26 protein-coding genes, 3 tRNA genes and 1 pseudogene are annotated in these 24,485 nt (G+C 68.8%); 7 read left to right on the top strand and 23 right to left on the bottom strand.

The window, feature by feature from the left end:
- Window positions 1-64 precede the first annotated feature (64 nt).
- The 9 genes from rpoB to ACLF5H_RS16940 form a co-directional block, all read right to left on the bottom strand.
- A complete protein-coding gene (gene rpoB / locus ACLF5H_RS16980) occupies window positions 65-3,550 on the bottom strand; it encodes a DNA-directed RNA polymerase subunit beta (RefSeq protein WP_085566112.1) in 3,486 nt (1,161 codons plus the stop codon).
- 568 nt (window positions 3,551-4,118) lie between these two features.
- The gene (gene rplL, locus ACLF5H_RS16975) at window positions 4,119-4,505 is read right to left on the bottom strand and encodes a 50S ribosomal protein L7/L12 (RefSeq protein WP_145482792.1); all 387 of its coding nucleotides are present in this window, start codon (window positions 4,503-4,505) and stop codon (window positions 4,119-4,121) included.
- A 111-nt stretch (window positions 4,506-4,616) separates the two neighbouring features.
- Window positions 4,617-5,147 (bottom strand): 50S ribosomal protein L10, encoded by a 531-nt coding sequence (gene rplJ, locus ACLF5H_RS16970; protein ID WP_046419436.1) that lies wholly within the window; start codon window positions 5,145-5,147, stop codon window positions 4,617-4,619.
- Window positions 5,148-5,443: 296 nt separating this feature from the next.
- Window positions 5,444-6,385: a hypothetical protein gene (locus tag ACLF5H_RS16965; protein WP_421676902.1), complete on the bottom strand. Its 942-nt coding sequence runs from the start codon at window positions 6,383-6,385 to the stop codon at window positions 5,444-5,446.
- A gap of 168 nt (window positions 6,386-6,553) precedes the next feature.
- The gene (gene rplA / locus ACLF5H_RS16960) at window positions 6,554-7,279 is read right to left on the bottom strand and encodes a 50S ribosomal protein L1 (protein WP_416484585.1); all 726 of its coding nucleotides are present in this window, start codon (window positions 7,277-7,279) and stop codon (window positions 6,554-6,556) included.
- A 97-nt stretch (window positions 7,280-7,376) separates the two neighbouring features.
- A complete protein-coding gene (rplK, locus tag ACLF5H_RS16955; RefSeq protein ID WP_037657523.1) occupies window positions 7,377-7,811 on the bottom strand; it encodes a 50S ribosomal protein L11 in 435 nt (144 codons plus the stop codon).
- Window positions 7,812-7,990: 179 nt separating this feature from the next.
- A complete protein-coding gene (nusG, locus tag ACLF5H_RS16950) occupies window positions 7,991-8,890 on the bottom strand; it encodes a transcription termination/antitermination protein NusG (RefSeq protein WP_421676901.1) in 900 nt (299 codons plus the stop codon).
- Between the two features lie 80 nt (window positions 8,891-8,970).
- Window positions 8,971-9,255, bottom strand: coding sequence for a preprotein translocase subunit SecE (gene secE / locus ACLF5H_RS16945; protein ID WP_037657517.1), 285 nt, complete (start codon window positions 9,253-9,255; stop codon window positions 8,971-8,973).
- A gap of 106 nt (window positions 9,256-9,361) precedes the next feature.
- A tRNA-Trp gene (locus ACLF5H_RS16940) sits at window positions 9,362-9,434 on the bottom strand.
- Between the two features lie 258 nt (window positions 9,435-9,692).
- On the opposite strand from ACLF5H_RS16940, the gene ACLF5H_RS16935 reads away from it, so the two are divergent.
- Window positions 9,693-10,919 (top strand): pyridoxal phosphate-dependent aminotransferase, encoded by a 1,227-nt coding sequence (locus ACLF5H_RS16935; protein WP_421676900.1) that lies wholly within the window; start codon window positions 9,693-9,695, stop codon window positions 10,917-10,919.
- Window positions 10,920-11,052: 133 nt separating this feature from the next.
- Window positions 11,053-12,084, top strand: a complete 1,032-nt coding sequence (locus ACLF5H_RS16930; protein WP_421676899.1) for an adenosine deaminase — start codon at window positions 11,053-11,055, stop codon at window positions 12,082-12,084.
- 7 nt (window positions 12,085-12,091) lie between these two features.
- Here the strand turns inward: ACLF5H_RS16930 and ACLF5H_RS16925 are convergent, their stop codons facing one another.
- Window positions 12,092-13,147, bottom strand: coding sequence for a UDP-N-acetylmuramate dehydrogenase (locus ACLF5H_RS16925; protein ID WP_421676898.1), 1,056 nt, complete (start codon window positions 13,145-13,147; stop codon window positions 12,092-12,094).
- A gap of 252 nt (window positions 13,148-13,399) precedes the next feature.
- Here ACLF5H_RS16925 and ACLF5H_RS16920 point away from each other — a divergent pair, with 252 nt between their 5' ends.
- A complete protein-coding gene (locus ACLF5H_RS16920) occupies window positions 13,400-14,389 on the top strand; it encodes a hypothetical protein (protein ID WP_421676897.1) in 990 nt (329 codons plus the stop codon).
- Between the two features lie 16 nt (window positions 14,390-14,405).
- On the opposite strand, the gene ACLF5H_RS16915 is transcribed toward ACLF5H_RS16920, so the two are convergent.
- The 4 genes from ACLF5H_RS16915 to ACLF5H_RS16900 form a co-directional block, all read right to left on the bottom strand.
- On the bottom strand, window positions 14,406-14,615 hold the full coding sequence (locus ACLF5H_RS16915) for a hypothetical protein (RefSeq protein ID WP_421676896.1): 210 nt from the start codon (window positions 14,613-14,615) through the stop codon (window positions 14,406-14,408).
- Between the two features lie 193 nt (window positions 14,616-14,808).
- The gene (locus ACLF5H_RS16910; protein WP_421676895.1) at window positions 14,809-14,985 is read right to left on the bottom strand and encodes a DUF397 domain-containing protein; all 177 of its coding nucleotides are present in this window, start codon (window positions 14,983-14,985) and stop codon (window positions 14,809-14,811) included.
- 5 nt (window positions 14,986-14,990) lie between these two features.
- Window positions 14,991-15,200 carry a DUF397 domain-containing protein gene (locus tag ACLF5H_RS16905; RefSeq protein ID WP_421676894.1) on the bottom strand — a complete coding sequence of 70 codons (210 nt, stop codon included), beginning with the start codon at window positions 15,198-15,200 and terminating at the stop codon, window positions 14,991-14,993.
- Complete coding sequence (locus ACLF5H_RS16900; RefSeq protein WP_421676893.1) at window positions 15,197-16,072, bottom strand: helix-turn-helix domain-containing protein; 876 nt, start codon at window positions 16,070-16,072, stop codon at window positions 15,197-15,199. Before ACLF5H_RS16900 ends, ACLF5H_RS16905 begins: the two co-directional genes overlap by 4 nt.
- A gap of 156 nt (window positions 16,073-16,228) precedes the next feature.
- Between ACLF5H_RS16900 and ACLF5H_RS16895 the strand changes: the two genes are divergently transcribed.
- Window positions 16,229-16,654 (top strand): ATP-binding protein, encoded by a 426-nt coding sequence (locus ACLF5H_RS16895; protein WP_421676892.1) that lies wholly within the window; start codon window positions 16,229-16,231, stop codon window positions 16,652-16,654.
- Here ACLF5H_RS16895 and ACLF5H_RS16890 read toward each other — a convergent pair whose 3' ends face one another.
- From ACLF5H_RS16890 to ACLF5H_RS16860, 7 genes are all read right to left on the bottom strand, one after another.
- Complete coding sequence (locus tag ACLF5H_RS16890) at window positions 16,655-18,118, bottom strand: MFS transporter (RefSeq protein WP_421676891.1); 1,464 nt, start codon at window positions 18,116-18,118, stop codon at window positions 16,655-16,657.
- 130 nt (window positions 18,119-18,248) lie between these two features.
- A complete protein-coding gene (locus ACLF5H_RS16885) occupies window positions 18,249-18,842 on the bottom strand; it encodes a TetR/AcrR family transcriptional regulator (protein WP_421676890.1) in 594 nt (197 codons plus the stop codon).
- 131 nt (window positions 18,843-18,973) lie between these two features.
- Window positions 18,974-19,402: a MaoC family dehydratase gene (locus ACLF5H_RS16880; protein WP_421676889.1), complete on the bottom strand. Its 429-nt coding sequence runs from the start codon at window positions 19,400-19,402 to the stop codon at window positions 18,974-18,976.
- Between the two features lie 7 nt (window positions 19,403-19,409).
- Window positions 19,410-19,862, bottom strand: a complete 453-nt coding sequence (locus ACLF5H_RS16875) for an FAS1-like dehydratase domain-containing protein (RefSeq protein ID WP_421676888.1) — start codon at window positions 19,860-19,862, stop codon at window positions 19,410-19,412.
- 132 nt (window positions 19,863-19,994) lie between these two features.
- Window positions 19,995-20,159, bottom strand: coding sequence for a 50S ribosomal protein L33 (gene rpmG / locus ACLF5H_RS16870; RefSeq protein WP_003948671.1), 165 nt, complete (start codon window positions 20,157-20,159; stop codon window positions 19,995-19,997).
- A 90-nt stretch (window positions 20,160-20,249) separates the two neighbouring features.
- Window positions 20,250-20,322: transfer RNA gene (locus ACLF5H_RS16865), tRNA-Met, on the bottom strand.
- A 46-nt stretch (window positions 20,323-20,368) separates the two neighbouring features.
- Window positions 20,369-20,441, bottom strand: a tRNA-Thr gene (locus tag ACLF5H_RS16860).
- Between the two features lie 509 nt (window positions 20,442-20,950).
- Between ACLF5H_RS16860 and ACLF5H_RS16855 the strand changes: the two are divergent.
- Both ACLF5H_RS16855 and ACLF5H_RS16850 read left to right on the top strand, forming a co-directional pair.
- Window positions 20,951-22,203, top strand: a pseudogene (locus ACLF5H_RS16855) (hydrolase).
- A 27-nt stretch (window positions 22,204-22,230) separates the two neighbouring features.
- On the top strand, window positions 22,231-22,887 hold the full coding sequence (locus tag ACLF5H_RS16850) for an SDR family oxidoreductase (RefSeq protein ID WP_421676887.1): 657 nt from the start codon (window positions 22,231-22,233) through the stop codon (window positions 22,885-22,887).
- 28 nt (window positions 22,888-22,915) lie between these two features.
- On the opposite strand, the gene ACLF5H_RS16845 is transcribed toward ACLF5H_RS16850, so the two are convergent.
- Both ACLF5H_RS16845 and ACLF5H_RS16840 read right to left on the bottom strand, forming a co-directional pair.
- Window positions 22,916-23,128 carry a hypothetical protein gene (locus ACLF5H_RS16845; RefSeq protein WP_421676886.1) on the bottom strand — a complete coding sequence of 71 codons (213 nt, stop codon included), beginning with the start codon at window positions 23,126-23,128 and terminating at the stop codon, window positions 22,916-22,918.
- Window positions 23,129-23,215: 87 nt separating this feature from the next.
- Complete coding sequence (locus tag ACLF5H_RS16840) at window positions 23,216-23,440, bottom strand: hypothetical protein (RefSeq protein WP_037663336.1); 225 nt, start codon at window positions 23,438-23,440, stop codon at window positions 23,216-23,218.
- Between the two features lie 344 nt (window positions 23,441-23,784).
- Here ACLF5H_RS16840 and ACLF5H_RS16835 point away from each other — a divergent pair, with 344 nt between their 5' ends.
- Window positions 23,785-24,465 carry a hypothetical protein gene (locus ACLF5H_RS16835; protein ID WP_421676885.1) on the top strand — a complete coding sequence of 227 codons (681 nt, stop codon included), beginning with the start codon at window positions 23,785-23,787 and terminating at the stop codon, window positions 24,463-24,465.
- Window positions 24,466-24,485 lie beyond the last annotated feature (20 nt).

Genomic DNA, 24,485 nt, shown 5'->3' with positions numbered 1-24,485 from the left:
TGGTCTGAAACGGGGGCCTGGGGGTCGGCGGGGCCCTGTGGGTGAGGGCCCCGCCGGACTCCCGTCAGACCTCTTCGACGCTGCTCGGCTCGCGCCGGGACAGGTCGATGCCGAGCTCCTCCGCAGCGCGGAAGACATCCTCGTCGGTGTCACGCATCTCGATGGACATGCCGTCGCTGGACAGCACCTCCACGTTCAGGCAGAGCGACTGCATCTCCTTGATGAGCACCTTGAAGGACTCGGGGATGCCGGGCTCGGGGATGTTCTCGCCCTTGACGATGGCCTCGTACACCTTCACGCGGCCGGTGACGTCGTCGGACTTGATGGTGAGCAGCTCCTGGAGGGCGTACGCGGCGCCGTAGGCCTCGAGGGCCCACACCTCCATCTCGCCGAAGCGTTGGCCACCGAACTGCGCCTTACCACCCAGCGGCTGCTGGGTGATCATCGAGTACGGACCGGTCGAACGCGCGTGCAGCTTGTCGTCGACCAGGTGGTGGAGCTTCAGGATGTACATGTAGCCGACCGAGATCGGGTCCGGGAACGGCTCACCGCTACGGCCGTCGAACAGCCGCGCCTTACCGGTCGGGAGCACCATGCGCTCGCCGTCGCGGTTCGGGATGGTGTGCTGGAGCAGACCCGCCAGCTCGTCCTCGCGGGCACCGTCGAACACCGGGGTGGCGACGTTGGTGCCGGGGGCGACCTGGTCGGCGCCGATGGCCTGAAGGCGCTCGGCCCACTCCTCCGCGAGGCCGGAGACGTCCCAGCCGCGGCTGGCGAGCCACCCGAGGTGGATCTCCAGGACCTGTCCCGGGTTCATTCGGGACGGCACACCCAGCGGGTTGAGGATGATGTCGACCGGGGTGCCGTCCTCCAGGAACGGCATGTCCTCGATCGGGTTGATCTTGGAGATGACACCCTTGTTGCCGTGTCGGCCGGCGAGCTTGTCACCGTCGGTGATCTTGCGCTTCTGCGCGACGTAGACGCGGACCAGCTGGTTCACGCCCGGCGGCAGCTCGTCGCCCTCCTCGCGGTCGAAGACGCGCACGCCGATGACCTTGCCGGTCTCGCCGTGCGGCACCTTCAGCGAGGTGTCGCGGACCTCACGGGCCTTCTCACCGAAGATGGCGCGCAGCAGGCGCTCCTCCGGGGTCAGCTCGGTCTCACCCTTGGGCGTGACCTTGCCGACGAGGATGTCACCGGCGATGACCTCGGCACCGATGCGGATGATGCCGCGCTCGTCGAGGTCGGCGAGGACCTCCTCGGAGACGTTCGGGATGTCCCGGGTGATCTCCTCGGGGCCGAGCTTGGTGTCACGGGCGTCGACCTCGTGCTCCTCGATGTGGATCGAGGAGAGGACGTCGTCCTGCACGAGGCGCTGCGACAGGATGATCGCGTCCTCGTAGTTGTGACCCTCCCACGGCATGAACGCCACGAGCAGGTTCTTGCCCAGGGCCATCTCACCGTTCTCGGTGGCCGGACCGTCGGCGAGGACCTGGCCCTCGATGATCCGGTCGCCCTCGTTGACGATGACCTTCTGGTTGACCGAGGTGCCCTGGTTGGAGCGGGAGAACTTGTGCAGGCGGTACGTGATGTACGTGCCGTCGTCGTTCGCCGTGGTGATGTAGTCCGCGGAGACCTCCTGGACCACACCCGCCTTCTCGGCCTTGACGACGTCGCCGGCGTCGACGGCGGAGCGGTACTCCATGCCGGTGCCGACGAGCGGGGCCTCGGACTTGATCAGCGGAACGGCCTGACGCATCATGTTCGCGCCCATGAGGGCACGGTTGGCGTCGTCGTGCTCCAGGAAGGGGATCATGGCGGTCGCGACCGACACCATCTGGCGCGGCGAGACGTCCATGTAGTCCACGTCCTCGCCACCGACGTAGTCGACCTCGCCGCCGCGGCGGCGGACCAGCACGCGGGCCTCGGCGAAGCGGAGCTCGTCCGTCAGCGGGGCGTTGGCCTGCGCGATGACGAAGCGGTCTTCCTCGTCGGCGGTCAGGTAGTCGACCTCGTCGGTGACCTGGCCGTCGATGACCTTGCGGTACGGGGTCTCGACGAAACCGAACGCGTTGACCCGGCCGTAGGAGGCGAGCGAGCCGATCAGACCGATGTTCGGGCCTTCGGGCGTCTCGATCGGGCACATGCGGCCGTAGTGCGAGGGGTGCACGTCACGGACCTCGAAGCCGGCCCGCTCGCGGGAGAGACCACCCGGGCCAAGCGCCGACAGACGGCGCTTGTGGGTGAGACCCGACAGCGGGTTGTTCTGGTCCATGAACTGCGACAGCTGGCTGGTGCCGAAGAACTCCTTGATGGAGGCGACGACCGGCCGGATGTTGATCAGGGTCTGCGGCGTGATCGCCTCGACGTCCTGGGTGGTCATGCGCTCGCGCACGACGCGCTCCATACGAGCCAGACCCGTACGGACCTGGTTCTGGATGAGCTCGCCGACGCTGCGCAGACGACGGTTGCCGAAGTGGTCGATGTCGTCGGTCTCGACGACGATCGTGCCGCCGTTGTCACCCGTGGTCTCGGTCTCACCGGCGTGCAGCTGCACCAGGTACTTGATCGTCGAGATGATGTCCTCGACGGTCAGGATGCCCGCGTCCAGCGGGGCGTCGGCGCCCAGCTTCTTGTTGACCTTGTAGCGGCCGACCTTCGCGAGGTCGTAGCGCTTCGGGTTGAAGTACAGGTTCTCGAGGAGCGTCTGCGCGGCCTCGCGCGTGGGGGGCTCGCCCGGACGCAGCTTGCGGTAGATGTCCAGCAGCGCGTCGTCCTGGCCCTGGGTGTGGTCCTTCTCCAGGGTGGCGCGCATCGACTCGTAGTCGCCGAACTCTTCGAGGATCTGCTCGGTGGTCCAACCGAGTGCCTTCAGAAGGACGGTGACCGACTGCTTGCGCTTGCGGTCGATGCGCACACCGACCATGTCGCGCTTGTCGATCTCCATCTCCAGCCAGGCACCCCGGGACGGGATGATCTTGGCGGAGAAGATGTCCTTGTCGGACGTCTTGTCGATGGAGGAGTCGAAGTAGACACCGGGGGAACGGACCAGCTGGGACACCACGACACGCTCGGTGCCGTTGATGACGAAAGTGCCCTTGTTCGTCATGAGCGGGAAGTCGCCCATGAAGACCGTCTGGGACTTGATCTCACCGGTCTCGTTGTTGGTGAACTCGGCGGTGACGAAGAGCGGGGCGGCGTACGTGAAGTCGCGGTCCTTGCACTCGTCGATGGAGTTCTTCGGCGGCTCGAAGCGGTGGTCCCGGAACGTCAGGGACATCGACCCGGAGAAGTCCTCGATCGGGGAGATCTCCTCGAAGATCTCCTCCAGACCGGACTTGGTGGGGACGTCCTGACCGTTCTCCAGAGCCTCCTCGACCCGACTCTGCCAAGCGGTGTTGCCGAGCAGCCAGTCAAAGCTCTCGGTCTGCAGCGCGAGCAGGTTCGGAACCTCGAGAGGCTCCTTGATCTTTGCAAAGGAAATGCGCAGCGGGGCGGTGCTTGCGCCGTTGTTCGTATTCGCGGTCGAGGCGTTGCGCGAGGCGGCCAAGAGGGGGTCCTTCCGAGGGCTCGGACTCACTACGCGCGTACCGGCCCCTCCCTCAAACACGGAGGCGGAAACCCCAGGTCAGGGGGGCTTCGGTCATCGATGCTCGAGTGAGGGCAGACCCCTGGTGACGGGCAGGGGACAGCTAACAGGCAGCGCAAAGGGTCAGTGTAGCCACTTGGCACACTGATGTCCAGTGCGGGTTTGTCGAGACCCTCGCTGTGCTCACCGCTCTTGTCAACGCCCTCGGCATGCTGCCCTTCAACGCACGTTGATACTGCCCTCTTCGCCGTCGATCCATGCCTCGGATTCGGATCCTTGTGACGACGCGTCCTGAGAATTGCGCGCTGCGTGCGGTTCGTCAAGAGCCTCCCACCGGAACCGGGCCGTCCGGAGGCACGACGAAGATCACCATACCTCTCGCCCTCACGAGTGCAAGGCAACCGCGGTCACCCTCCGGATACGCCGAAGAGCGACCACCCGGATGGATGATCGCTCTTCGGTGCGTTCGCGTTACAGCCCTACAGGGCCGAGTTCAGCGCGCGTTCGAGTCCTGCGGACCCGTGAGATCTTACTTGACCTCGACGGAGGCGCCGGCGCCCTTGAGGGACTCGGCGGCCTTCTCCGCGGCCTCCTTGTTGACCTTCTCGAGGACGGGCTTCGGGGTGCCGTCCACCAGGTCCTTGGCCTCCTTCAGGCCGAGGGAGGTCAGCTCGCGCACGACCTTGATGACCTGGATCTTCTTCTCGCCGGCACCGGTGAGGATGACGTCGAACTCGTCCTTCTCCTCGACGGCCTCGGCGGCGCCGCCAGCGGCACCACCGGCGACGACGACCGGCGCGGCAGCGGCGGCGGTGACGTCGAACTTCTCCTCGAAGGCCTTCACGAACTCGGAGAGCTCGATGAGGGTCATCTCCTCGAACTGGGCAAGCAGCTCGTCCTGGGTGAGCTTCGCCATGATGGCGGTCCTTCCACTCAATCGGCAGGTGCCGGATGTACTGGGTAAGGCGGGCGTACGTCGGCCCGCTGCGACCCGCGCCGGGTGGTGCGGGTCAGAAAGCGAGCCGAATTACTCGGCACCGCCCTGCTCGGCCTGCTTGGCGCGCAGCGCGTCCACGGTGCGGACGAGCTTCGACGGCAGCGCCTGGAAGAGGGAGGCAGCCTGGGACTGCTTCCCCTTGAAGGCACCGGCCAGCTTGCTGAGCAGAACCTCGCGGGACTCGAGGTCCGCAAGCTTCTTGATCTCGTCGGCAGACATCGCCTTGCCGTCAAGGACGCCGCCCTTGATGACGAGATTCGGGTTGTCCTTGGCGAAGTCACGGAGACCCTTCGCCGACTCCACCGGGTCACCGGTGACGAAGGCGACGGCCGTCGGACCAGCGAAGAGCTGGTCGTCCAGCGCGATCCCGGCCTCGTTGGCCGCAATCTTGGTCAGCGTGTTCTTCACCACGGCGTACTGGGCGTTCTCACCGAGCGACCGGCGCAGCGTCTTGAGCTGCGCCACGGTGAGACCGCGGTACTCGGTCAGCACGGCGGCGTTGGAGCTGCGGAACTTGTCCGTCAGCTCCGCAACCGCGGCAGCCTTGTCGGGCCTCGCCATAGAGCCTCGGCCTCCTTCCGGGTGATTCGGACCGCGCGGACCCGAAGGAGGACTGGGTAAAACGAAACGCCCCGGCGCAGGCGCTCGGGGCGGACTCGACCGGCCGCACACGCGCTCGGCGCGCGCACTCCGGGAGTTCTTCCACTGACACCTGCGCGGGTCGTCCACTTTTCAGCGGATCCTTCGGCCACCGCGCCCTCTGCAAGCGCGCGGCAACGACCAGCGGTCTTTGGCTTCGGAGATGACAGTACGGGACCGGGGCGCCATGGAGCAAATCGGCCCCCGGTCCCGGTGCCTCAGGAGCTGAGGCCGGTGCCGCCGGAGGTGGTGCCGCCCGAGGGGCTGTCGACGCCGCCGGACTTCATCATGTCGGCGATGTCCATCGTGTCGGCGGCCGGCGGCGCCTCGGCGGAGACCGCCACGCCGTAGTCGCTGTAGTGGGCGGTGCTGTTCAGCGTGCCGTTGGCGGTGGCCGCCTTCTCGGTCTTCTTGACCAGCAGGTTCTGGTCGTTGACCCAGATGTCGATGGTGTCCGTGGTGATGCCGGACTGCTTCAGCTGCTGCTTGAGCGCGGTCAGCTGGTCGGCGCTGAGGTTGCTGCCCTTGCCCGCGAGGGCGGCGACGTCCACGGTGCCCGCGTAGTGCGTGGTGTGCTGCCCGTCGACCGTCTCCGCGCCGACCTTCTTGACGTCGCCGGAGGCCAGCAGCATCTTCACCGACTGGTTCGGCGTGGACGTCTGGAGCTGGTCCTTCATGTACGCGCCGGAGGCGCCGCCGACCTTGGCCAGGTAGTCGAAGTCGTACTTGACCCAGTGCTTGCCGCCGGTCTGCTGGGCGAAGGCGTCGCTCATCTTCATGTAGTAGGCGCCCGGCAGATAGCGGGCCTCCATGTGCGAGGTGCCGGTCTTGCGCATCGCGTCGGCCATCTTGCCGCCGGTGTACGTGATGTCCAGGTTGCCCTTGAGGCCGTTGCCCCACGTCAGGGCGCCGTCGGCGTTCATCGCCATGATGTCGCCCATGGACGTGGTCGCGCGCACCTTGGCCGAGTCGGCCTTGTCCGTGGACTGCTCGACGTCGCGCAGCACGGCGGCTACGGGGCTCAAGTGGACCGTGCCGGCACCCGACGCCTTGCTGTCGCCCTTGCCGGAGTCCGAGGAGCCGCAGGCGGCCACCCCGGTCAGCGCCGCCACCACGGCCGCGGAAAGGGCCACCCGGCGTACGGTCGTCGTGCTCTTCATCCTTGTCCTACCCCCTGCGAATCGTCTGCGTGCAGCCTAGTGCGGGCCGCTGACAGTCGTACGACGAACAGGTCGTACACAGAAAGGACGGGCCCCGCACCTCGAAAGGTTGCGGGGCCCGCCCTTCAGTACGCGTACCGGACGCGGCTACCGGGGTGAGCGCGAGGCTCAGACGGCGGCCGGGTCCTCCTCGACGAGGAGGTTGCGGGTGCGGTTCGGGTCGAGCTGAATGCCGGGGCCCATCGTGGTGGTGAGCGCGGCCTTCTTGATGTAGCGACCCTTGGCGGCGGACGGCTTCAGACGGAGGATCTCCTCCAGCGCGGCGCCGTAGTTCTCCACCAGCTTGGTGTCGTCGAAGGACACCTTGCCGATGATGAAGTGCAGGTTCGAGTGCTTGTCGACGCGGAACTCGATCTTGCCGCCCTTGATGTCCGTCACGGCCTTGGTCACGTCGGGGGTGACGGTGCCGGTCTTCGGGTTCGGCATCAGACCACGGGGGCCGAGGACGCGGCCGAGGCGGCCGACCTTGCCCATGAGGTCCGGGGTGGCGACGACGGCGTCGAAGTCCAGGCGGCCCTTCGAGACCTCGTCGATCAGCTCGTCGGCACCGACGATGTCGGCGCCCGCGGCACGCGCGGCCTCGGCACGGTCACCGGTCGCGAAGACCAGGACCCGGGCGGTCTTACCGGTGCCGTGCGGAAGGTTCACGGTGCCACGGACCATCTGGTCGGCCTTGCGCGGGTCGACACCCAGACGGAAGGCGACCTCGACAGTGCCGTCGAACTTGGTCGTGGAGGTCTCCTTGGCGAGACGGACGGCCTCGAGCGGGGCGTACAGCTTCTCCCGGTCGATCTTGGCGTCCGCAGCGCGGAGAGCCTTGCTGCGCTTGCTCACAACTTGCTCCTGTGTGTTCTGAAGGAGTCGTGGTCTCTGGGCCGAGCAGGCCCTGCCACGTGCGACCGGCTACGGCCGCATTACCTGCTGGTGGTGGTCAGCCCTCGACCGTGACGCCCATGGAGCGCGCGGTACCGGCGATGATCTTCGCCGCGGCGTCCAGGTCGTTCGCGTTCAGGTCGGGCATCTTGGTCGTGGCGATCTCGCGGACCTGCGCCTGGGTGATCTTGGCGACCTTGGTCTTGTGCGGCTCGCCGGAGCCCTTCTCCACACCCGCGGCCTTGAGGATCATCTTGGCGGCCGGCGGCGTCTTGGTGACGAAGGTGAAGGAGCGGTCCTCGTAGACCGTGATCTCCACCGGGATGACCCAGCCACGCTGCGACTCGGTCGCGGCGTTGTAGGCCTTGCAGAACTCCATGATGTTGACGCCGTGCTGACCCAGCGCCGGGCCGACCGGCGGAGCCGGGTTGGCGGCACCGGCCTGGATCTGGAGCTTGATGAGCCCCGTGACCTTCTTCTTCTTGGGAGGCATAGCTCTCCGGGTCCTTTCGATTCGGGTCCTGCCCGCTCCCGGGGACAACCCGGACGCAGGCATACCGCACAACGATAACGGGTATAGATGCGCGGCCAAAAACCGAGCAGGTCAGACGGGCTGTAGTCAGCCTGTCCGACCTGTTCGGAAGCAGTGGTCCAGAAGGGACTGGTGCTGGACTAGTTCTTCTGGATCTGGTCGAAGGAGAGCTCGACCGGCGTCTCGCGGCCGAAGATCTCCACCAGGCCCTTGACCTTCTTGGAGTCGGCGTTGATCTCGTTGATCGTCGCCTGGAGGGTGGCGAAGGGGCCGTCGGTGACGGTGACCGAGTCGCCGACCTCGAAGTCCAGCACCTGGACCTCGACCTTGCGCTGCGGCGCGGGCTTGCCCTCGGCCTCGGCGGCCTCGCGGGCGGCCTTCTCCTCGGCCTCCGGGGCGAGCATCTTGACGATCTCGTCCAGGGTCAGCGGGTACGGGTCGTACGCGTTGCCCACAAAGCCGGTGACACCCGGCGTGTTGCGGACGACGCCCCAGGACTCGTTGGTCAGGTCCATGCGGACCAGGACGTAACCCGGCAGCTTGTTCTGCTTGATCGTCTTGCGGTCGCCGTTCTTGATCTGGACGACCTCTTCCTGCGGCACCTCGGCCTGGAAGATGTAGTCCTCGACGTTCAGCGAGACGGCGCGCTGCTCCAGGTTGGTCTTCACGCGGTTCTCGTAGCCGGCGTACGTGTGGATGACGTACCACTCGCCGGGCAGGGTGCGCAGTTCCTCGCGCAGGGCCTGGACGGGGTCGACCGGGGCGGCCGGCTCCTCCTCGACGGCCTCGGCGGCGGCGTCCTCGTCGCCCTCCTCGGCGGTCTCGTCCTCGGCGTCGTCGGCGGCCTCGGGGGCCTCCTCGTCGTCCGCGTCCTCGGTGTGCAGCGCGGCCTCCTCGGCCGGCTCGCCCGCCTCGGCCTCGGCAGCCTCGAACTCGTCCTGCTCGTCCGCGCCCTCGACGATGTCGAGCTCGTCGTCCACCAGCTCGGCAGCGTTCCCGCGAGGCTCGGTGGCGTCGTCGTTCAGGTTCGGGTCAGACACGATGGCTGCTTCTTCCTGGTTACATAGGGGTGGAACATGCGAAAACGGGCGCCGGTGCCACGGCGCCCTTCGCTCTTGGCTCAGCCGAAGACGTACTTGGCCGCGTGGTTGAGCCCATAGTCAATCACGGTCACCAGCGCGATCATGATGGCGACGAAGAAGATCACCACGGTGGTGTACGACGTCAGCTGGTTGCGCGAGGGCCAGACGACCTTGCGGAGTTCCGCGATGATCTGGCGGTAGAAGGTCGCCAGGCGCTTCAGCGGACCCTTCTTGGCGCGCTTGCCGCCCTTGCGGGCCTTCTTGGCCTCAGGCACTTCGTCCTGGGCATCAGGCGTATCGATGGAGCCCACGGCGTCCGTCATAATCCTCACCTGATCCCGGGTCGTGGCCGTGCCGCGCCCGGTTACTGAGCCGCACGGCGGTGCATTGCTGTACGTACAAGCGCACACATCCTGGCGGTGTGTGTAGCAGGGCCGGAGGGACTTGAACCCCCAACCGCCGGTTTTGGAGACCGGTGCTCTACCAATTGAGCTACGACCCTTTGTGTGTCCCCAACGTACCGCATCCGACCGAGTGCTCGGTGGCACCGATCTCGACGGGCCGCTGGAGGCCAACGAGGTGAGAGTGTACGTGGTCCGGGGCCCGGCGTCGAACAGAAAGTGTCGGCCCGTGCCCCCCGGAGCGAAGATCGTCCAGGCCGGGGCGGGTATTCGGATAGGTGTTCACGACTCGACCCGAAGCCGTTCAGAGTGTGAAACCCGTGTGCCCGGGACATTTCCGGTCTGGAAGCATGGGCTCCATGAGCGCTGCAACCCCTCCCACCGAGCGCCGGGTCTCCGCCCGAGTCGGCGCGATCTCCGAGTCCGCCACCCTCGCCGTGGACGCCAAGGCCAAGGCCCTGAAGGCCGCCGGGCGACCGGTGATCGGCTTCGGCGCCGGTGAGCCCGACTTCCCGACCCCGGACTACATCGTCGAGGCCGCGATCGAGGCCTGCAAGAACCCCAAGTTCCACCGCTACACGCCGGCCGGCGGACTGCCCGAGCTGAAGGCCGCGATCGCCGCGAAGACGCTGCGCGACTCCGGCTGGGAGCCCGACGTCTCCCAGGTCCTCGTCACCAACGGCGGCAAGCAGGCCATCTACGAGGCGTTCGCCGCGATCCTCGACCCGGGCGACGAGGTCATCGTCCCGGCGCCCTACTGGACCACCTACCCGGAGTCGATCCGCCTCGCGGGCGGTGTACCGGTGGAGGTCGTGGCCGACGAGACCACCGGCTACCGGGTCTCCGTCGAGCAGCTGGAGGCGGCGCGCACCAAGAAGACGAAGGTCGTGCTCTTCGTCTCGCCGTCCAACCCGACCGGCGCGGTGTACTCCGAGGCCGAGACCGAGGCGATCGGCCGCTGGGCGCTGGAGCACGGCCTGTGGGTGCTCACGGACGAGATCTACGAGCACCTGGTCTACGGCGACGCGGTCTCCGTCTCGCTGCCCGCGCTGCTGCCCGAGCTGCGCGACAAGTGCATCGTGGTCAACGGTGTGGCGAAGACGTACGCCATGACCGGCTGGCGGGTGGGCTGGGTCATCGGCCCCAAGGACGTCGTCAAGGCCGCGACCAACCTCCAGTCGCACGCCACCTCGAACGTGTCCAACGTGGCGCAGGCCGCCGCCCTGGCCGCCGTCTCCGGTGACCTGACGGCCGTGGCGAAGATGCGCGAGGCCTTCGACCGGCGCCGCCGGACGATCGTGCGGATGCTGAACGAGATCGACGGCGTGCTCTGCCCGGAGCCCGAGGGCGCGTTCTACGCCTACCCGTCGGTCAAGGCCCTGCTCGGCAAGGAGATCCGCGGCAAGCGCCCGCAGAACTCGGTCGAGCTGGCCGCGCTGATCCTGGAGGAGGCCGAGGTCGCGGTCGTCCCGGGTGAGGCGTTCGGCACGCCCGGTTACCTGCGGCTGTCGTACGCGCTGGGCGACGAGGACCTGGCGGAGGGCGTGAGCCGGATCCAGAAGCTCTTGGCGGAGGCGCGCGACTGAAACGTCGTCGCCCTCACCACGGCGCGCCAACCTACTCACGTGAGCAGGTTGGCGCGCCGTTCGTCTGTTCGGGCAAGACCTCGACCGGGGAAACGGCTACCGGGGAGGCGGGGGTGTGCGGCAGGATCTGGGAATGGAGCGTGTACGTGATCTCTCTGAGCTGCCGAAAGCCCATCTGCATCTGCACTTCACCGGTTCGATGCGGCCGGGCACCGTCCTGGAGCTGGCCGACAAGCACGGCGTACGTCTGCCGGAGATGCTGACGGGGGCCCTTACCAGCGGCGAGCCGCCGAAACTCAAGGCGACCGACGAGCGGGGCTGGTTCCGCTTCCAGCGGCTGTACGACGCGGCGCGCTCCTGTGTCCGCGAGCCGGAGGACATCCGGCGGCTGGTGCGGGAGGCCGCGCTGGAGGATCTGCGGGACGGCTCGGGCTGGCTGGAGATCCAGGTGGACCCGACGTCGTACGCGCCCCGGCTCGGTGGTCTGATCCCCACACTGGAGATCATCCTGGACGCGGTGGACAGCACCTCCCGGGAGACCGGCCTGGGGATCCGGGTGCTGGTGGCCGCCAACCGTATGAAGCACCCGCTGGACGCCCGCACCCTGGCCCGGCTCGCGGTGCGCTACGCGGACCGGGGCGTGGTGGGCTTCGGCCTGTCGAACGACGAGCGGCGCGGCATGGCGCGGGACTTCGACCGGGCCTTCCACATCGCGCGCGAGGGCGGCCTGCTGTCGGCCCCGCACGGCGGTGAGCTGACCGGACCGGCCTCGGTGCGGGACTGCCTGGACGATCTGCACGCGGGGCGGATCGGGCACGGGGTGCGCGCGGCGGAGGACCCCCGGCTGCTGAAGCGGCTGGCCGACCGCCAGGTGACGTGCGAGGTGTGCCCGGCGTCCAATGTGGCCCTCGGTGTCTACGAGAAGCCCGAGGACGTGCCGCTGCGCACCTTCTTCGACGCGGGCGTCCCGATGGCCCTGGGCGCCGACGACCCCCTGCTGTTCGGCTCCCGGCTCGCCGCCCAGTACGAGATCGCCCGCCATGTCCATGGCTTCACCGACCCCGAACTCGCCGAGCTGGCCCGCCAGTCCATCCGCGGCTCGGCGGCCCCGGGGGACGCCAAGGCGCGGCTGCTGGCGGGCGTGGACGCCTGGCTGACGTCCTAGCGGGGGTTCAGAGACCGACGCCCACCATGACGGGCTCGTTGACCAGGGTGATCCCGAAGGCGTCGCGCACCCCGGCGACGACCTCGCGGGCCAGGGCGAGGAGGTCCTCGGTGGTGGCCTCGCCGCGGTTGGTGAGGGCGAGGGTGTGCTTGGTGGAGATGCGGGCGGGCCCGGTGCCGTAGCCCTTGGTGTAGCCGGCCTTGTCGATCAGCCAGGCGGCCGAGGTCTTCCTACGGCCCTCACCCGCCGGGTACGCGGGCGGTTCGGCGCCCTCCCCCAGCCGCTCGCGCACCCGCTCCTGGAACGCGGCGAACTGCTCCTCGGTGAGGATCGGGTTGGTGAAGAAGGAGCCGGCCGACCAGGTGTCGTGATCGTCGGCGTCGAGCACCATGCCCTTGCCGGCCCGCAGCCTCAGCACGGTCTCGCGGGCCCGGTCCAGCGGCACCCGGTCCCCCGGCTCGACACCGAGCACGCGGGCCGTCTCGGCGTACTTGATCGGCGCGGACAGCCCGCCCGCGTCCGCCAGCTCGAACCGGACGCGCAGCACGACGTACCGCTCGGGGTCGGCCTTGAAGCGGCTGTGCCGGTACGAGAAGTCGCATTCCTCGTTGGTCAGCGTGACCGTCTCCCCGGAGCGCCGGTCGTAGGCGATCACCTCGGAGATCGTCGCGGAGACCTCCTGCCCGTACGCCCCCACGTTCTGGATCGGCGTGGCGCCCGCGGATCCGGGGATACCGGCCAGGCACTCGATCCCGGCGAGCCCTGCCTCGACGCTGCGCGCGACGGCGTCGCTCCACACCTCCCCGGCCGCCAGCTCCAGGGTGGTCCCCCGCAGCTCGACTCCCCGGGTGGCGATCCGCAGCGCGGTCCCCTGGAATCCCTTGTCCCCGATGACGAGGTTCGACCCGCCGCCGACGACCAGCAGCGGGGTCCCGCTGTCGTCCGCCTCCCGGACGGCGTCGATCACCTCGGCATCCGTCTCGGCGGTCACCAGCCGCAGCGCGGGCCCGCCCAGGCGGAACGTGGTCAGCGGGGCGAGGGGGGCGTCGTGGAGTACGTGCACGGGGGAAAGCCTACGAGAAGGGCAGGGGGGCCGAGTGTGGGCCGGTGCGACGGCGACAGCGTCGTGCCGGGCTCCCACGGGTGGGGACCTGCATCGCCCGACCGGTCAGTGCCCCTGATACATCGCCGCCAACGAGCCGGAAACTGACGTATTTGCGCCAACTTTACCTTTAGCGTTGATCACGGTGCCCCAAAGTGTGATTATCCAATCGATCTCGCAACACACAGACCTTAACGGGGAGAGAAGAGCCAAGTGCGCAAAATACTAGTTACCGCCGCCCTGACGGGCAGCCTGGTGACCGGGGCCATATCCGCCACTCCGGCGTCTGCCCACGCAGCCGCTTCCGCCGAATTCACCACCGAAGCCGACTACCTTGCCGCCGGCGGGGTGCCGCTGACCGAAACGGCTCCGGTTTCGGATCCCGCGGTGGCGGTCGGCCCTTCCGTCTCGTCTTTCGAATCAATCATCACGGCCGAGACGGGACTGTCGGCCAGTGATCCAATTTCTCAGAAATACAAGACCATAGGCGATTCGGTCAGTGTCGAACTCACGGACGAGGCGGGTGAAAATACGGTCAGCGTCACGCGTGTCTCAGTTGGAGGTAACGTACCGGACACCGCAGTCGCCGACCCGTCAGAGCCGCACACGGTGACTAAACTGGCCGACAGGTCTTCACTACTGACAGCCGACGACAGTAATGGCGCGACCGTCAGTACCCTCTCCCCGAGTGGGCAGCTGACCGTCTGGAGCAGCGAAACGGTCAGCGCGAGGCAACTCGAAGCCTGGGCAACGGTCGTGAACAGCAAGACTCCCGATCCGATCACAGTCGAATCAGAAAAGCCGATGGAAGACGCGATCGCGGCAGCGCCCGGTCGGGCCAGCGGCCTCGCCGCCAAGCCTTCCTGCCAAGTCATTCGCGACCCGAAGCCGTACAAGCACAACACTGATCACATCGGATACAGCGGTATCCTCAGTTGCAACACAGAGGGCTTGATGTCCTTCTCGGTCGGGATCGAGCAGTACCGCGGCGTGGGTATCTGGCGAAGCAAGGCATCGGACACAAAGACTAATTACAAAGGGAAAGTTCTGGGACGATTGGCCGACTGGCATTGCGCCAAGGGCACCGGAACTCAGACATACCGAGGCAAGATAGGAACTGCATCCCTACGCGCCTCCAGCGGCGTCTGGGCGAAATCCTCAAGCCTTCGCTTCAGCAGTCAAGTCCGAATCAGCTGCGGATAAATCACAGCGAATCGCTTCACCTGAGACGCCTCAGCACCCAAAGCACTGCAAGGATTATACCGCCAGCAGCCAGGATCCACTGACTCACGGCACCTGCCGAAGAGTGGGGAAAAAGAACTTCGGAAGAAACTCGACCAGCGAAAAAGAAGACGCCAACAATGGCGATGGCAACAATCGCCGCGATCGAAATTTCTACCGAATCGGACTTGGCCGGCTTATTGGCCACTGACCCTCCCTGGTCTGCCAGCACTTCCCGCATCTCCAGCCCGCTGGACGTGATACACCCTTCGCTCAGGCTACCCAGGTTGAGCTCACGATGTCCGGCACCGCCCCACCAACGGCGGCTCCGCACAGCGGGCGGCCATCGGGCGTCTGCCCGCCCCAGACAGCAACTGGGGCGGGCGCATGCGGTTGATGGGTCAGCTGTGCGAGGCGTACGTCACAAAGTCGGCCCACGCGGCGGGAGTCAGCGCCAGCCGGGGGCCCTCCACGATCTTGGAGTCGCGGACGTGGACCGTGCCGGGGGTGACGGCAAGTTCGACGCAGGACTCGCCGTTGGTGCCGCTGCTGTAACTGCTCTTGAACCACGCCAGCATGTTTGTCAGTCCTCCGAGGCGTAAGGCACGAAGTTCGCCCACGCGGCGGGGCTCAGCGCCAGCCGGGGGCCCTCCACGATCTTGGAGTCGCGGACGTGGACCGTGCCGGGGGTGACGGCAAGTTCGACGCAGGACTCGCCGTTGGTGCCGCCGCTGTAACTGCTCTTGAACCACGCCAGTTCGGAGGCGTCCCCGGCGAAGGCCTTGCGGATCATGTCTCTCCCAGCAATTGCTCGATGAAGGCCAGCGACTCCCGTGGTGGGAGGGCTTCCGCCCGGATGGTGCCATATTGCAGCTCAAGGATGCGCAGATGTTTCGGATCAGAGACTGGTCGACCGTTGAACAGGCCATCGGCGCGCCCGACCGCCGTACCATCCGGGAACTTCAGCAGGTCGATCCTGCCGTCCAGCCCCGGGTGAGCGTCTGTGTTCGTCGGCATGACCTGAAGCGTGACGTTATGCAACCGCCCTACCTCCAGCAGGCGTTCGAGCTGCTGTCGCCACACCATTGTGCCTCCAACCTGCCGATGCAGCGGTGCTTCTTCCAGCACGAAGTGAAGCGACGGAGACGGATCCCGTTCGAAGACCGACTGCCGAGCCAGACGAGCCGCCACCATGCGCTCCACGTCGTCAGGCGAGTAGGGCGGCTGCGCGGCCTGGATCACGGCTCGCGCATGCTCGGGTGTCTGCAACAGCCCGGCGATGATGTTGCACTCGAACACGCCGATCTCAATGGCCTTGGCCTCCAGCTTCCCCAGTTCCCGAATCTTCTTCGGATACCGAACCTTCTTGACGTCCTCCCACGTCGCCTCGATGACCCCGTTCGCGTTCAGCACCCGGTCCGCATCGACCAGATAGTCCCGCCGCGGAATCCGCTTCCCCGCCTCGACCTTGTAGACCAGGTCCTCGCCGTACCCCACCAGCGCCCCGAACTCCGCGGCGCGCAACCCCGCGGCCTCGCGCAGCAGCTTCAGCTGCCGTCCCACCATCGTGATCACGGCGACACCCCACTCGTCGTCCGGATCAACCTCCCAGCCCGGCTCGTCCGCCTCGCCTTCGGGCCGTACCGCCTCGCCGTCCACCGACATCCCGAACCCCTCCGTCGTCCCGCGCGCGTACCGCGTCGCACTACCCGGAGCAACGACCCCGACAGCCTGGACAGCACCGGACAACCAGCCGACAGTCACCGCACGCAACCGCTCGATCACTCCTCACGGTAGGCATTTCCGGCCACGCTGAGGGGCATGAACCAGGAAATCGTCGAGGCCACGGCCCAACCTCCCACGCAGTCAAAGGATTTCAGCCTGTTGCTGTCGTCCACCCGCCGAGGGGCCCGGCTGGCCCGGTTGCTCACGGAGGCGCATCTGCGGCGCTGGGGGCTGCCCACCCGGACCGCGAGCCATCTCGTGGCCGAGCTGGCGGCCAACGCCGTGACGCACGGCCGGGTGCCGGGGCGGGACTTCCGGCTGACGCTGATCCTCGTCGGCGGCACGCTGCGGATCGAGGTCACGGACACCCGGGGCGAACGGCTCCCCACGCGCCAACGGCCCGCCGAGGACGCGGAGTCGGGCCGTGGCCTGCTCCTCGTGGACGCTCTGGCGGACCGCTGGGGTGTGCGGGAGGACCGGTTTCCGTGCAAGACGGTGTGGGCGGAGTGCTCGCTGTGCTGATCAGCCGGACGTGGGCTCCAGGGCCGGTGCTGAGGTGGTCTCGGGCAGCGGCTTCGGGCCGGTGCTGCGGCCGCGGCCCGGGATGACCAGGCACGCCAGGGCCGCGAGGGCGACCACGGCGGCGCCGGTGACCAGCGCGGGGCGCAGGCCGTCCACGAAGGACTGGGCTGAGGTGTAGCCGCCGTACGCGGAGAAGATCGACGACATGACCGCGATACCGAGCGCGCCGCCGACCTCGCGCAGGGCGTTGTTCGCACCGGAGGCGATGCCCTGCTCGTGCGGGCGGACGCTGGACATCACGAGGTTGGCGGCCGGGGCGAAGTAAAGGGCCATGCCGATGCCGCTGAGTATCAGGGCGGGCAGCTGGACCCCGTAGGAGGCGTGGGCGGTGACCACGTAGGCCATGTAGCCGAGGCCGGCGGCCTGGAGGAACAGGCCGGCGGCGACGACCGGTCGGCCGCCCACCCGGTCGGAGAGGACTCCCGCTATGGGCGCGACGAGCATCGGCATACCGGTCCACGGCAGCATCCGCAGCCCCGCCTCGGTGGGCGAGTAGCCGAGGACGCCCTGCATGTACTGGCTGAGCAGGAAGATCGAGCCGAACATGCCGACGAACATCAGCATGCTCGCCGCGTTGATCCCGGAGAAGGCACGGGAGCGGAACAGCCGCATCGGCAGCATGGGGTTGGCGGCGCGGGAGCCGTAGACGACGAAGGCGAGCAGGAGCGCGCCGCCTGCCGACAGCGCGGTCAGGACCACCGGGTCCGTCCAGCCGTCGGAGGGGCCGCGGACCAGGCCGTAGACGATGCCGAAGAGGCCGCCGCTGGCGAGCAGGGTGCCGGGGACGTCCAGGCGGGCACCGGAGCCGCGGGACTCGGCGAGGCGCAGGCGGGCGAAGGGCAGCGTGAGCAGGCCGAGCGGAACGTTCAGCCAGAAGATCCAGTGCCAGGACACATGTTCGGTGAGGCTGCCGCCGATGAGCGGCCCGGAGGCCACGGCCAGGCCGTTGACGGCGCCCCAGATGCCGTACATGGTCCCCCGTTTGGCGGCGGGCACGGCCGCCGTCAGCAGGGTCAGCGTCAGCGGCATCATCACGGCCGCGCCGACGCCCTGCACCGCGCGGGCGGCGATCAGGGAGTCGATGCCGGGGGCCATCGCCGCGGCGGCGGAGGCGCCGGTGAAGACCGTGAGTCCGGCGATGAACAGCCGCCTGCGGCCGAACCGGTCGCCGAGCGCGGCGCCGAACATCAGCAGGCAGGCGAAGGTGAGCGTGTACGCGCTCACGGTCCACTCCAGGTCGTCCAGCGCCCCGCCGAGGTCCTTGCGGATGGCGGGCAGGGCGGTGGTGACGACGAGGTTGTCCAGGGCCGCCATGAATCCGGCGACGCTGGTGATGAGGAGGGCCCAGACGGCGCTCCGGCGGGTCTGCCGGGCCTCGTGGGCCTGTTCGGTCTGCTGTGACATCGCTCCCCCGGGGAAATGAGTTCCCAGTCGTTTCGGGTTTGGTTAGTAATCGATGACTAACTTTTGCGGGCACGCGTTCACTCATGGGTGCGCCGCGCCCCGCCGAGTCCGCCGTGCGCGCGGGCCGCGCCTACGCGTCCGGCTCGCTCGTCTCGTCCGGCTCGTCCGGCTCCCGTTCGAACGGGAGCGTGTCCAGGCCCTCCCACACGCGGTGCCCGCGCGGGAAGCCCATGGCCACCAGGCAGTTGATGAGCATTCCGTAGGCCATGAACTGGGTCGTGTTCTCCACGCAGGTGCCGAGCGGCAGATCGACCGCGTCCCACAGCCGCATCCAGCCGGCCCGGACGGTCTCGCCGAACTCCAGGTCGCCCTCTTCCTCGGCGGCGGCGACGGCCAGGTACATCTGCATCTGCATCATCAGCCGCGAGGGCCGCTCGACGATCGCCGTGGTGTAGGCCTCGGCCATGGCGTGCAGGGCCTCTTCCCCCTCCAGGCCCTCCGTCGCCTCGACGAACATGCCGATGGTTTCCTCCACGCAGCGTTCGGCCGCCGCGAGGAAGATCGCCCGCTTGCCCGGGAAGAGCCGGAAGAGGTACGGCTGCGACACGCCGACCCGCTTGGCGATGGCCTCGGTGGAGGTGCCGTAGTAGCCACCCCTGCCGAACTCCTCCATCGCCGCGCGGACGACACTTTCGCGCCGCTCTTCTGCGCTCATCCTGACCATGGGCAGTAAGTTAGTACTCAATTACTACTTTACGCAAGGAGCCCCCGGCGAGGGCAAAGCCCCGGGCACGCGTAAGGGGCGCCCCACCAGGGAGAACGCCCCTTACACACCGTCAAGCGAGCCACACCCCGTCAGGCGAGCCGTACGACCGCCCGCGACATCCCCAGCACCTTCTGGCCGCCGCTGGTCGCGGTGAGGTCCACGCGGACCGTGTTGTCGTCCAGCTTGGCCGCGACCTTGGCGCTGACCTCGATCAGGGCGCCCTGGTCGTCGTTGGGCACGACCACCGGCTTGGTGAAGCGGACGCCGTACTCCACGATCGCGCCCGGGTCGCCGAGCCAGTCGGTGACCACACGGATCGCCTCGGCCATGGTGAACATGCCGTGCGCGATGACGTCCGGCAGGCCCACCTCCTTGGCGAACTTCTCGTTCCAGTGGATGGGGTTGAAGTCACCGGAGGCACCCGCGTAGCGCACGAGCGTGGCACGCGTCACGGGGAAGGTCTGCGCCGGGAGTTCGGTGCCGACCTCGACATCGTCGTAGCCGATCTTCGCCGTCATCAGCTGCTCAAACCTCCTCGGCCGCGCGGGCCACGAGCTTGGTCAGGGCGGTCACGACGTGCTCGCCCGCCTCGTCGTGCACCTCACCGCGGATGTCCACGATGTCGTTGCCCGCGAGGGACTTGATCGCCTCGATGGTGGAGGTGACCGTGAGCCGGTCGCCGGCGCGGACCGGGCGGCTGTAGGCGAACTTCTGGTCGCCGTGCACGACCCGGTTGTAGTCCAGGCCGAGCTGCGGGTCCTCGATCACCTGGCCGGCGGCGCGGAACGTGATCGAGAACACGAAGGTCGGGGGGGCGATCACATCGGAGTGCCCGAACGCCTTGGCGGCCTCGGGGTCCGTGAACACCGGGTTGGTCTCCCCCACGGCCTCGGCGAACTCGCGGATCTTCTCCCGGCCCACCTCGTAGGGCGCGGTGGGCGGGTAGGTCCGTCCCACGAAGGACTGGTCGAGCGCCATGGCCCGGTACCTCCTGATGTCTGGATGTGAGGGTCCCAAACTAGCCGGGGCCCGGAGCCGGCCGGAGGCCCGACCGTGAAAACGCCGCGAGGCCGCCCCCTCGAAAGGGGACGGCCTCGCGGACGAGCCTATTTATCGCGTTTCGCGATGCGCGGTGTGCGCATTGCAACGCGGGCAGTGCTTCTTCATCTCCAGTCGATCCGGGTTGTTACGCCGGTTCTTCTTGGTGATGTAGTTCCGCTCCTTGCACTCCACGCAGGCCAGCGTGATCTTCGGGCGGACGTCGGTGGCAGCCACGTGAGTGCTCCTAAGACGAACGGATGGGCTTATTCAACGCAAGAAAGAGTAGCCGATTGAAGGACCGACCCCACAATCGGCTACTGTCAGTAGCGGTGACCGGACTTGAACCGGTGACACAGCGATTATGAGCCGCTTGCTCTACCGACTGAGCTACACCGCTTTGATGAGATCGGAACCCGCCTTGCGACGGGAACCTCTCACACCAGAGCCCCAAAACGGAATCGAACCGTTGACCTTCTCCTTACCATGGAGACGCTCTGCCGACTGAGCTATTGGGGCGAGCGATGAAGACATTACACGGTCCGCCGCCGTTCACCCAAATCCATATCCACGCTGGGCCGGGACGCCTGTCGACGGGCCTGACGGGTGTGACTTCGGGGGCCGCGCGGGACGGCCGCGGGGGGCTTCGGCGGGGGCGGCGGAGGGCCTCGCGGAGGGGCTTCACGGGAGGCGGGTGCGGGGTGCGGCCGGTGGAGCCGGGCCGGGCGGATCGTCACGGACCGTTGCCGTCGCCGGGCGCGGGAGCTGGTCGCTGCGGGCGGGCCGCGCGGGACACGTCGGCTGACACCGAGCGGGCCGCGCCGCCGCGCGGAACGCCCGGCAGGCCGAAACCCCCTTCAGACCACGCCGGTACGACTATTTCGCTCCTGCGCGACCTGTGCCGTTCGTCACCCTAGGCTCGACACGCCCTGTGTGATCTTTGGGCGCCCCGAAACCCGGTCGCCAGTCACACCGCGTCACAGTCCCCCGCCCCCTCCTCCCCCTCCGCCCCTCGACCTTGGAGCGCGATGCCCGACAGCCAGCCGCAGCCGCACCTGCCGTCGAACTCGCCGAATCCGTCGGGCGGTCTGCTGCTGTGCGGGGCGCGGCTGACCGACGGCCGGACCGTGGACGTACGGCTGGGCGGCGGACGGATCGAGGCCGTGGGCACCGCGGGCAGCCTGGCCCAGGGGCCGGCCCGCGCGGGCGCCCAGCGGGTGGACCTCACCGGCTACCTGCTGCTGCCCGCCCCGGCCGAGCCGCACGCGCACGGCGACACCGCCCTGTCCGCCGAGCGGCCCGGCCCGGCCTCCTGCGACCCCGAGGACGTCCAGCGCCGGGCCACGGAGGCGACGCTGCTCCAGCTGGGGCACGGGGCGACCGCCGTACGGGCCCATGTGCGCGTGGGCGACGTACAGGGCCTCGGCGCGCTGAACGCCGTGCTCCAGGCCCGGCGGGCGCTGCGCGGGCTCGCGGAGCTGACCGCGGTGGCGATGCCCCGGCTGCTGACGGGGGTGGCCGGGGCGGACGGGCTGGCGATGCTGCGGGACGCGGCGAAGATGGGCGCCGCGGCGGTGGGCGGCTGCCCGGACCTGGACCCGGATCCCACGGGGTACGTGGAGGCGGTCCTGGAGGTGGCCGCCGAGCACGGTCTGCCGGTGGACCTGCACACGGACGCCGCCGACCCGGCCCGGCTGTCCCGGCTCGCGGCGATGGCGGGCGGTCTGCGCCCCGGCGTGACGATCGGCCCGTGCGCCGGTCTCACGCGCCTGCCCGCCGAGGCCGCCTCCCGCGCCGCGGACCAGCTCGCGGCGGCCGGGGTGACGGTCGTGTGCCTGCCCCAGGGCGGCTGCGGCGGCACCGAGACCGGCGGGGCACCGCTCCGGTACGGCTGCTGCGCGCGGCCGGGGTGCGGACGGCGGCCGGCAGCGGCGCGCTGCGGGACGTGTCGAACCCGGTGGGCCGCGGCGACCCCCTGGAGGCCGCCTACCTGCTCGCCTCCGCCCACGGGCTGCGCCCCGAGGACGCGTACGACGCCGTGAGCGCCACGGCCCGCGCCGTGCTGGGCCTGCCCCGGGTCCGGGTGGAGGCGGGGTTCCCGGCCGAGCTCCTGGCCGTGCGCGGCGACCATCTGCCGGGCGCGCTCTCCCTGGCGTACAGCCGGATCGTGATCCATCGCGCCCGGGTGGTGGCCCGTACGAGCGCGGTACGGGAGTACTGCAACTCGGCGGCGGTCTCGGAGCCGGGGCTGCCTCGGCAGGGGCGGGGCGAGGTGTCGTAGCACCGCCCGGGGCGTACGGTCTGAAGCATGCGCATTGTCATCGCTGGTGGTCACGGTCAGATCGCGCTGCGGCTGGAACGGCTGCTCGCCGCGCGTGGGTACGAGGTCGCGGGGATCATCCGCAAGCCGGAACAGAGCGACGATCTGCGGTCGGCCGGGGCCGAGCCGGTGGTGCTCGATCTGGAGTCCGCCTCGGTGGAGGACGTCACGGAGCTGCTGCGGGGCGCGGACGCGGCGGTGTTCGCGGCGGGCGCGGGTCCGGGCAGCGGTACGGACCGCAAGGAGACGGTGGACAGGGGCGCGGCGGTGCTGTTCGCGGACGCGGCGGTGCGCGCGGGCGTACGCCGGTTCGTGGTGGTGTCCTCGATGGGCGCCAACCCCTCGCACCAGGGCGACGAGGTGTTTGACGTCTACCTGCGCGCCAAGGGTGAGGCCGACGCGTACGTCACCCGTCAGAAGGACCTGGACTGGACGATCCTGCGGCCCGGATCGCTGACCAATGACGCCGGTACCGGCCTGGTCCGCCTGGAGGCGCACACCGGGCGCGGCATGATCCCGCGCGACGACGTGGCCGCCGTACTCGCGGAGCTGGTGGACACCTCGGCGACGGCCGGTCTGACGCTGGAACTGACGGGCGGTTCGACGCCGGTGTCGGTCGCGGTGAAGTCGGTGGCCGGGAACTGACCTTCGGGCGGCGGGAGTTGAGCGCGCCTCAGAACAGCGTCAGCTGACCGGGGAAATCCGGTACGACGTATCCGTCCAACGTCGGCTGCGCGGCGCCTAGTTGGGCTTGACGCCGGGACCCCTCGCAGGAGACGAGCCGTACGTCCTCCCGGGCTCCGGGCGGATCGTGCCGCGCGAAGCGGCCCGCCACGACGGCGATCTCGCGGTGGCACACGGGGCAGGTTCTGCGGCGGGAGGACATACCGCCAGTGTGCCTGCTCCGGACGCGCCGCCGGTCGCGCCCGCTCAAAGCTGCATGGCACCGCTTCAGGAGCGCGGATGCGCGGCTTCAGGTGCGCGACTGGGCCTCCCAGCACTCGGGGCCGACCCCGCGCCAGTCGATCAGCGGCGAGTCCGCGACCTGCTCCGGCTCGATCTCCAGGCCGGCCCGCCGCAGGAACTCCACCAGGTCCCGCACATTGTGCGCAAGCCCCAGGATCTCCCCGTCCACCCGGACCCGCCGCCCGCCGCTCGGCGAGGGCAGCTGGACGACGATGGGTCGTTTCCCGGCCATGCCTCCAGCATCGTCCGTACCGGGAGCGGTCGCACCCGCGCCGGGTTCTGGTTCTGGTTCTGGTTCTGGGTCGGGTTCCGCCGATCGATATTCGCTCACCCGTTCGATTCTAGTGGCACTCGCAGGCGCCCTGTCGCTTCTTCCGTGTCGGATGACGGTCGCCGTCGAGAAGTGATGCCGGTGGCGTGCAACCCGGCGGGGGTGTCCGGGAGTACCTACGGGCGGACGTCCAAGCGGCCACCGCTCCCGGTGGCCGCCGTAGGCCGACGCGCGGGCCCAGCGTGTCGGCCGTCGAGGACCGCCCGGCACGGCGCCGGGCGGCAGCTGTGAAGGAGAAATGCTCCGTGGCTCTCAGTTCTGCCAGGAAGGCAGCCGTGGCGGCCGTCGCCGTCGCCGCGCTCGGTGGGGTCTCGTTCTTCGGTGCGTCCGCGAGCGAGGCGGCCCCGGGCCCGGCCGTCCACACCTCGTCCGCGTCCGCCTCCGCCGTCGCCAAGGATTCCGTTTCGGCTCACCGGCAGGCGCCGCAGGTGGTCACGCGGGTGATCGGCAAGGGCCGGGTGGACGGGCACCGCTGGTCGGTGGCGCTGGAGTTCCACCGCACCCTGCCCAAGGGCTACACCCTGCCCGGCCTGCCCGACGGCACCACGATGCCCGGCACGTCCCTGCTGTGCCAGCGCATGTACATCGGCGGCGTCCGCATCGACCACCAGGGCGGCCCCTGGTCCGACTGCCAGCCCGTCACCGGAACCAACGACCCCGCTCCCGCAGGCGAGATGGGCCTCTGGGGCCTCCACGACAAGGGCACCGACGGCACCCGCCTCATGGTCGCCAACCCCGAACCCGACATCGCCTACGGCGTCATCACCCTCACCGACGGCCACCGGATCAAGGCCGAGACCGTCACCGTCCCCGGCACCACCTACCGCGCCTGGGCCGCAGCCATCCCCGACGGGCAGACCATCGCCGCCGTCGACCAGTACGACAACCACCGCAACCAACTCACCCACGACACCAACTGGCGCTGACCAGCCGGAAGAAGGACGGG

This window comes from Streptomyces sp. LaBMicrA B280 (assembly GCF_049222185.1).
GTDB classification, from domain to species: Bacteria; Actinomycetota; Actinomycetes; order Streptomycetales; family Streptomycetaceae; genus Streptomyces; species Streptomyces murinus.
This window is presented reverse-complemented; position numbering and strand designations above follow the sequence as displayed.

Excerpts from the sequence above, each read along its gene's own strand:
- rplL (WP_145482792.1), bottom strand. The coding sequence starts at position 4,505 with ATGGCGAAGCTCACCCAGGACGAGCTGCTTGCCCAGTTCGAGGAGATG.
- rplJ (WP_046419436.1), bottom strand. The coding sequence starts at position 5,147 with ATGGCGAGGCCCGACAAGGCTGCCGCGGTTGCGGAGCTGACGGACAAG.
- ACLF5H_RS16965 (WP_421676902.1), bottom strand. The coding sequence starts at position 6,385 with ATGAAGAGCACGACGACCGTACGCCGGGTGGCCCTTTCCGCGGCCGTG.
- rplK (WP_037657523.1), bottom strand. The coding sequence starts at position 7,811 with ATGCCTCCCAAGAAGAAGAAGGTCACGGGGCTCATCAAGCTCCAGATC.
- secE (WP_037657517.1), bottom strand. The coding sequence starts at position 9,255 with ATGACGGACGCCGTGGGCTCCATCGATACGCCTGATGCCCAGGACGAA.
- ACLF5H_RS16935 (WP_421676900.1), top strand. The coding sequence starts at position 9,693 with ATGAGCGCTGCAACCCCTCCCACCGAGCGCCGGGTCTCCGCCCGAGTC.
- ACLF5H_RS16930 (WP_421676899.1), top strand. The coding sequence starts at position 11,053 with ATGGAGCGTGTACGTGATCTCTCTGAGCTGCCGAAAGCCCATCTGCAT.
- ACLF5H_RS16910 (WP_421676895.1), bottom strand. The coding sequence starts at position 14,985 with ATGCTGGCGTGGTTCAAGAGCAGTTACAGCAGCGGCACCAACGGCGAG.
- ACLF5H_RS16905 (WP_421676894.1), bottom strand. The coding sequence starts at position 15,200 with ATGATCCGCAAGGCCTTCGCCGGGGACGCCTCCGAACTGGCGTGGTTC.
- ACLF5H_RS16900 (WP_421676893.1), bottom strand. The coding sequence starts at position 16,072 with ATGTCGGTGGACGGCGAGGCGGTACGGCCCGAAGGCGAGGCGGACGAG.
- ACLF5H_RS16895 (WP_421676892.1), top strand. The coding sequence starts at position 16,229 with ATGAACCAGGAAATCGTCGAGGCCACGGCCCAACCTCCCACGCAGTCA.
- ACLF5H_RS16890 (WP_421676891.1), bottom strand. The coding sequence starts at position 18,118 with ATGTCACAGCAGACCGAACAGGCCCACGAGGCCCGGCAGACCCGCCGG.
- ACLF5H_RS16885 (WP_421676890.1), bottom strand. The coding sequence starts at position 18,842 with ATGGTCAGGATGAGCGCAGAAGAGCGGCGCGAAAGTGTCGTCCGCGCG.
- ACLF5H_RS16880 (WP_421676889.1), bottom strand. The coding sequence starts at position 19,402 with ATGACGGCGAAGATCGGCTACGACGATGTCGAGGTCGGCACCGAACTC.
- ACLF5H_RS16875 (WP_421676888.1), bottom strand. The coding sequence starts at position 19,862 with ATGGCGCTCGACCAGTCCTTCGTGGGACGGACCTACCCGCCCACCGCG.
- ACLF5H_RS16850 (WP_421676887.1), top strand. The coding sequence starts at position 22,231 with ATGCGCATTGTCATCGCTGGTGGTCACGGTCAGATCGCGCTGCGGCTG.
- ACLF5H_RS16845 (WP_421676886.1), bottom strand. The coding sequence starts at position 23,128 with ATGTCCTCCCGCCGCAGAACCTGCCCCGTGTGCCACCGCGAGATCGCC.
- ACLF5H_RS16840 (WP_037663336.1), bottom strand. The coding sequence starts at position 23,440 with ATGGCCGGGAAACGACCCATCGTCGTCCAGCTGCCCTCGCCGAGCGGC.